Consider the following 6652-nt stretch of genomic DNA (forward strand, 5'->3'; position numbering starts at 1 on the left):
TGCTCGCCGGCGTCGGCGGCCTCGCGCTGGCCGGCGTCGCGGCGGTCGCGATCGCGCTCGGCAGCGGCCTCGGCGGCGGCGACGTGCAGCCGCAGCCGGCGACCGCCGCGCAACTGCTGCGCGAGGCGGCCGTCGGCGCCGCGCAGCAGCCGTACGTGCCGTTGAGAGCCGGCCAGTACTGGTACACGAAGACCGTCGGCGAGCAGCACTTCTCGACCGCCCACGCGGACGGCAGAGGCCCGTATCCCGGCATCACGCTGCCGGTCACGACGGAGGAGTGGGCGGCCGCGAGCGGCTGGGGCCGCACGCGCTCGGTGACCGGCACGCGAGGCCGCTTCCCGAGCGCGCGCGCCGAGCGCGACTGGCTCGCCAGCGGCAGACGGTGGGCCGGCGAGGTGACCGACATGCGCGTCGCGCCGCAGCGTCAGCCGCTGGGAGAGAGTCTCGACGACTTCGGTCAGCTGTCGCCGCGGGCGCTGCGCGCGCTGCCGACCGACCCGCAGCGGCTCTACGAGCTGATCGCGGCGGCCTCGCGCAGATCGGCCGAGGGCACCGTCGCGCCCGCGACCGTCGCCGCGACGATGAGCTGGGAGCGCGCCGTCGGCCTGCTCGGGCAGCAGCAGGCGCCGACGCCGCCGGCGCTGCGCGCCGCGACCTACCGCGTGCTCGCGCGGATCCCGGGCGTCGAGCTGCGCGGCAGATCGACCGACACGCTCGGCCGCCCCGGCACCGTCGTCGCGCAGACGCTGCGCGGCTTCCGCTCCGAGCTGGTCGTCGACCCGGCGACCGGCACCCTGCTGGAGCAGCGGACGGTGCTGCTGAGAGACCAGTTCCTGCTGACGGAGGAGTTCAGACCGGTCCGCGAGACGCGCGTGCCGGCCGGCTGGAGAACCCGCACGACCTACGTCGCGAGCGGCATCGTCGACTCGAAGAGAGCACGTCCGTAGCGCGGGGGAGGGGCGGTCCGCGGACCGCCCCTCCCAAACGTTGACACGAGCGTGGTAAGGTTGGCGCCGCCCATGGCGACGGACGCGCTCACGATCCACGAGTCCGCGGAGACGACCGGCTGGTCGCCCCGCATGCTGCGCTACATCGAGCGCAGCGGTCTCGTCGTGCCCGCGCGGTCGGCGTCCGGCTATCGCCTCTACGGCGCCGCGGAGCTGCAACGCCTGCGAACGCTGCGGGAGCTGCTGCAGCGGTTCGACCTCGGCCTCTCCGACGTCGTCTTCGCACTGCGGCTCGGCAACGACGCCGAGCTGCGCAGCGCCGTCGAGGAGTGGTTCGAAGCCGAGCCGGCCAAGCCCGAGCACGTCGCCGTCGGCGACTGGCTCAGCTGGGAGCAGGGCAAGGCCGAGAAGCTGCTCGCCGCCGCCACCGCCACGCCCACCACCATCGCTACGGAACTCACCGGAGGAACCATCGGATGACCGCCACGTCCACTCAGCACGACTTCAAGGTCGCCGACCTTTCCCTCGCCGCCTTCGGGCGCAAGGAGATCCAGCTCGCCGAGCACGAGATGCCCGGCCTGATGTCGATCCGTGAGGAGTACGCCGCGTCGCAGCCGCTCAAGGGCGCGCGCATCATGGGCTCGCTCCACATGACGATCCAGACCGCGGTCCTGATCGAGACGCTGACTGCTCTCGGCGCCGAGGTCCGCTGGGTCTCCTGCAACATCTTCTCGACGCAGGACCACGCCGCGGCCGCCATCGCCGTCGGCCCCAACGGCACGCCCGAGGATCCGCAGGGCATCCCCGTCTTCGCCTGGAAGGGCGAGACGCTGGAGGAGTACTGGTGGTGCACCGAGCAGGCCCTGCTGTGGCCCGGCGAGGACGGCCCCAACATGATCCTCGACGACGGCGGCGACGCCACGATGCTCGTCCACAAGGGCACCGAGTTCGAGGCCGCCGGCGCCGTGCCGGACCCCTCGACGGCGGAGTCGGAGGAGTTCACCGTCTTCCTCACGCTGCTGCAGCGCTCGCTGCAGGAGGACCCGCAGCGCTGGACGAAGATCGGCCAGGGCATCAAGGGCGTCACGGAGGAGACGACGACCGGCGTCCATCGTCTGTATGAGATGACCGAGGCCGGCACGCTGCTGTTCCCGGCGATCAACGTCAACGACTCGGTCACGAAGTCGAAGTTCGACAACCTCTACGGCTGCCGCCACTCGCTGATCGACGGCATCAATCGCGCGACCGACGTGATGATCGGCGGCAAGGTCGCCGTCGTCTGCGGCTTCGGCGACGTCGGCAAGGGCTGCGCTGAGTCGCTGCGCGGCCAGGGCGCCCGCGTCATCATCACCGAGATCGACCCGATCTGCGCGCTGCAGGCCGCGATGCAGGGCTACGAGGTCAAGCCGCTGCAGGACGTCGTCGACAAGGCCGACATCTTCATCACGACGACGGGCAACAAGGACATCATCACCGTCGACGACATGGCGAAGATGAAGCACCAGGCGATCGTCGGCAACATCGGCCACTTCGACAACGAGATCGACATCGCCGGCCTGACGAAGTACGACGGCATCGTGCGCGAGACCGTCAAGCCGCAGGTCGACGAGTGGCGCTTCCCGGACGGCCACACGATCATCATGCTCTCCGAGGGCCGCCTGCTGAACCTCGGCAACGCGACCGGCCACCCCTCGTTCGTGATGTCGAACTCCTTCACGAACCAGACGATCGCCCAGATCGAGCTGTTCACGAAGCCGGGCGAGTACGAGAAGAAGGTCTACGTGCTCCCCAAGCACCTCGACGAGAAGGTCGCCCGTCTCCACCTCGACGCGCTCGGCGTCAAGCTGACGAAGCTCAGCGAGGAGCAGGCTGCCTACATCGGCGTCCCCGTCGACGGCCCCTACAAGCCGGACCATTACCGCTACTAGACCCCCCAAGCGCGGCGGCGCCCCGGCGCCGCCGCATCACGATGTCTCCGACCTCGGCCTTGCCGAGGTCGGTCAGGCGCGGATCGAGTGGGCCGACGCGCGCATGCCCGTGCTGCGCTCGATCCGCGAGCGGTTCGCGCGCGAGCGGCCGCTCGACGGCGTTCGCATCGCCGTCTGCCTGCACGTCACGACCGAGACGGCCAACCTCGTCCGCGCGCTGAGCGCGGGCGGGGCCGACGTGGCGCTGTGCGCCTCCAACCCGCTCTCGACCCAGGACGACGTCGCCGCCGCGCTCGTCGACCGCAGCGGGATCGCCGTCCACGCGATCCAGGGCGAGGACATGGCGACCTACTACGACCACATCGAGCGGGTCGTCGACACCAAGCCGCACGTCACGATGGACGACGGCGCCGACGTGATCTCGGTCCTCCACAGCCGCCGCACCGAGCTGCTGAGCGAGATCGTCGGCGGCACCGAGGAGACGACCAGCGGCGTGCTGCGGCTGCGCGCGCTCGAGGCGGAGGGCAAGCTCGGCTTCCCCGTCGTCGCCGTCGGCGAGGCGCAGACGAAGCGCTTCTTCGACGACCGCTACGGCACCGGTCAGTCGACGCTCGACGGCATCCTGCGCGCGACCAACACGCTGCTCGCCGGCCGCGTCGTGGTCGTCTTCGGCTACGGCTGGTGCGGGCGCGGGATCGCGCTGCGCGCCCGCGGGGCAGGCAGTCAGGTCGTCGTCTGCGAGGTCGATCCGCTGCGCGCGCTGGAGGCCAAGCTCGACGGCTTCGAGGTGATGCCGGCGCTCGCCGCCGCCGCCAAGGGCGACGTCTTCGTGACCGCCACCGGCGGCCGCGACGTCGTCCGCCGCGAGCACTTCGAGCTGATGCGCGACGGCGCGCTGCTCTGCAACGCCGGCCACTTCGACGTCGAGATCAGCCTCGCCGACCTGCGCGCGGTCGCGCCCGAGCGGCGCGAGGTGCGCGAGCACGTCGAGCAGTTCGTCACTCCCGACGGCCGCCGCCTGCACCTGCTGGCGCAGGGTCGCGTCGTCAACCTCGCCGCCGCCGAAGGTCACCCGGCCGCGGTGATGGACGTCGCCTTCGCCAACCAGGCGCTCGTCGCCGAGTACCTCGTGCGCCACGCCGACGAGCTGAGACCGCAGGTGCTGGAGGTGCCGCGCGCGCTCGACCACGAGATCGCGCGCCTGACGCTCGCCTCGCTCAGCGTCGAGATCGACGCGCTGACCGACGACCAGCGCAGCTACCTCACCTCCTGGGAGATCGGCACGTAGCCGCACGCGACCGGCCGGTCGTACACAATCCGCTGCGTGCGCATCTCCGCGAAGACCGACTACGCCGTCCGAGCCGCCGTCGAGCTGGCCGCGGTCACCGACGAGCATCCGCTCAAGAGCGAGCGGATCGCGCAGGCGCAGGGGATCCCGCTGCGCTTCCTCGAGAACATCCTCGTGCAGATGCGCCAGGGCGGGATCGTCATCTCCAGACGCGGCGCCGAGGGCGGCTACCGCCTTGCGGATGCGCCCGACAAGATCACCGTCGCCGACGTGATCCGCGCGATCGACGGCCCGCTCGCGGCCGTCGCCGGCGAACGTCCGGAGAAGCTCGACTTCGAAGGGACGGCGGAGCCGCTGCGCGAGGTCTGGGTCGCCGTGCGCGCCAGCCTGCGCGACGTGCTGGAGCACGTGACGCTCGCCGACCTCGCCGCCGGCAGACTCCCGGAGGCCGTGAGAGCACGCACCGCCGACCCCGACGCCTGGCTGACGCGCTAGCCTCACGCACCGATGAAAGCCATGGTCCTCGCAGCGGGGCTCGGTACGCGCCTCCGCCCCCTCACGTACGAGATCCCCAAGCCGATGGTGCCGGTCCTCGACCGTCCCGTCATGGCGCACATCGTCGATCTGCTCGAGCGTCACGGCGTCGAGCAGATCGTCGCGAACCTGCACTACTTCCCGGACACGATCCGGAAGTACTTCGGCGATCGCATCGTCTATCGCGAGGAGACCGAGCTGCTCGGCACCGCCGGCGGCGTGCGCAACTGCGCCGACTTCCTCGCCGACGACACCTTCCTGATCATCTCCGGCGACGCGCTCACCGACATCGACCTGTCGCGCTTCGTCGCACGCCACAAGGAGGCGGGCGGCGTCGCGACGCTGGCCGTCAAGCGTGTCGCTGACACGCGCGAGTTCGGCGTCGTGCTGCACGACGACCAGGGCCGCATCACCGGCTTCCAGGAGAAGCCGGCGCCGGAGGAGGCGCTGTCGGACCTCGGCAACTGCGGCATCTACCTGTTCGAGCCGTCGATCTTCGACTACTTCCCCGACAAGCCGTTCGTCGACTGGGCCAACGACGTCTTCCCGGCGCTGCTGGCGCAGGACGTCCCGTTCCACATCCACGAGATCGACGAGTACTGGAACGACGTCGGCTCGCTGTCGGAGCTGAAGGACGGCACCTTCGACGCGATGCGCGGCGAGCTGCACATCGAGGTCGAGGGCGAGCCGATCGCCGAGGACGTGATCGCCGGCGAGGGCACGACGCTCGACGGCGCGACGCTGATCGAGCCGCCCGTGTGGATCGGCCGCGACGTCAAGATCGGCAACGACGTGCGCCTCCAGGGGCCGCTCGTGATCGGCGACGGCGCCACGATCGGCGACGGCGCCGCGCTGAAGGACTCGATCGTGCTGCCCGGCACGGAGGTCGCCGCCGGCGGCATCCTGATCGGCGCGATCGCCGGCAGCACCGGCATCATCGACCGCCTGCGCCCGCGGCAGTAGCCGTCAGCTCTTGGTCGCCGGCGTTCTGCCGGCGGCCTGCTCCGCCTCGCGATCGGCGAGCCGTTCGGCGCGCTCGTCGGCCTTGTCGGCCTCGCTCAGCATCCGCACGAACAGGAAGGCGATTGCGATCCCCATCACGAGCGCCTGCTCGACGGCCATGATCGCGCCCGCCAGCGCCTGGTCGCTGGTCGGCGAGAGGCCCCAGAACTCCGGCTGGTTCTCGTAGAACTCGTAGATCGCCTCGGGCGCGAAGGTCAGCAGGATGCCGAGGAAGCCGACCGTCACCTTCGTGCTGAGCATGTAGACGATCGGCGTCATCCCCTCGCGCCGCAGGCGCGTCGAGACCGGCGACAGCAGGTGCCACCAGTAGAGGAAGCCGGCTGAGACGAAGGTGATGTGCTCCAGCACGTGCACGCCGCTGTGCTCGGCGGCGGCGTTGTAGAGCGCGGGGATGTGCCACACCCACATCGCGGCGGTGTAGAAGAAGACCGCGAACAGCGGCGCGGCGAGCCAGCCGGCGCGCGTCTCGAACCAGTGGATGCGCCGCGTCGCCGGTCGCAGCAGCACCTTCGTGAAGCCGAGGATCACGAGGATCGGCGCGACGTCCAGCAGCAGCACGTGCTGGACCATGTGCATCGCGAGGATCTGCTCGCCGAGCGGGTCGATCGGCGACAGCAGCGCGGCCGCGAAGACGAGGATCCCGAGCAGGAAGACGAGCAGGCGCCAGACCTCTGGCGGGTGCGGCTCTGTCGGCGTGCGCGAGGCGCGCCAGCGCCAGACGTAGATCGCGGCGTAGAGGACGAGTGCGATGACGACGCCCGGCGCAAAGTTCCACGATGCGTCCGGAGACATGTGCGGCGATTGTCGCAGTCCGGGGGTGGAGACGGCACAGCGCCCCGCGCCAGGCTTTGCGCATGCCCGCCCGCCGCCGCCCACCCGCCGCCGACGCCCCGCCGCGCCCGCCCGTCGCGCGCGAGCCGCGCCGCCCGCCC

Annotated in this window: 7 protein-coding genes; 6 read left to right on the forward strand and 1 reads right to left on the reverse strand. The window is 71.0% G+C overall.

All coding sequences use genetic code 11. From position 1 onward, the window contains the following. From R7226_RS30540 to R7226_RS30565, 6 genes are all read left to right on the forward strand, one after another. Positions 1–947, forward strand: a 947-nt coding sequence (locus R7226_RS30540; protein WP_318601304.1) for a CU044_5270 family protein, incomplete at its 5' end; no start/stop codon positions are given. 72 nt (positions 948–1019) lie between these two features. Beyond that, on the forward strand, positions 1020–1427 hold the full coding sequence (locus R7226_RS30545) for a MerR family transcriptional regulator (protein WP_318601305.1): 408 nt from the start codon (positions 1020–1022) through the stop codon (positions 1425–1427). Next, on the forward strand, positions 1424–2875 hold the full coding sequence (gene ahcY / locus R7226_RS30550; RefSeq protein WP_318601306.1) for an adenosylhomocysteinase: 1452 nt from the start codon (positions 1424–1426) through the stop codon (positions 2873–2875). Before R7226_RS30545 ends, ahcY begins: the two co-directional genes overlap by 4 nt. After that, on the forward strand, positions 2862–4163 hold the full coding sequence (locus tag R7226_RS30555; protein ID WP_318601310.1) for an adenosylhomocysteinase: 1302 nt from the start codon (positions 2862–2864) through the stop codon (positions 4161–4163). Before ahcY ends, R7226_RS30555 begins: the two co-directional genes overlap by 14 nt. A gap of 36 nt (positions 4164–4199) precedes the next feature. Continuing rightward, entirely contained in the window at positions 4200–4658 is a 459-nt protein-coding gene (locus tag R7226_RS30560) for an RrF2 family transcriptional regulator (protein ID WP_318601307.1), read from the forward strand. A gap of 12 nt (positions 4659–4670) precedes the next feature. Further along, complete coding sequence (locus tag R7226_RS30565) at positions 4671–5660, forward strand: NDP-sugar synthase (RefSeq protein WP_318601308.1); 990 nt, start codon at positions 4671–4673, stop codon at positions 5658–5660. 3 nt (positions 5661–5663) lie between these two features. Here the strand turns inward: R7226_RS30565 and R7226_RS30570 are convergent, their stop codons facing one another. Next, a complete protein-coding gene (locus tag R7226_RS30570; RefSeq protein ID WP_318601309.1) occupies positions 5664–6512 on the reverse strand; it encodes a cytochrome c oxidase assembly protein in 849 nt (282 codons plus the stop codon). Positions 6513–6652: the final 140 nt, after the last annotated feature.

This window comes from Conexibacter stalactiti (assembly GCF_033542075.1).
GTDB lineage: Bacteria > Actinomycetota > Thermoleophilia > Solirubrobacterales > Solirubrobacteraceae > Conexibacter > Conexibacter stalactiti.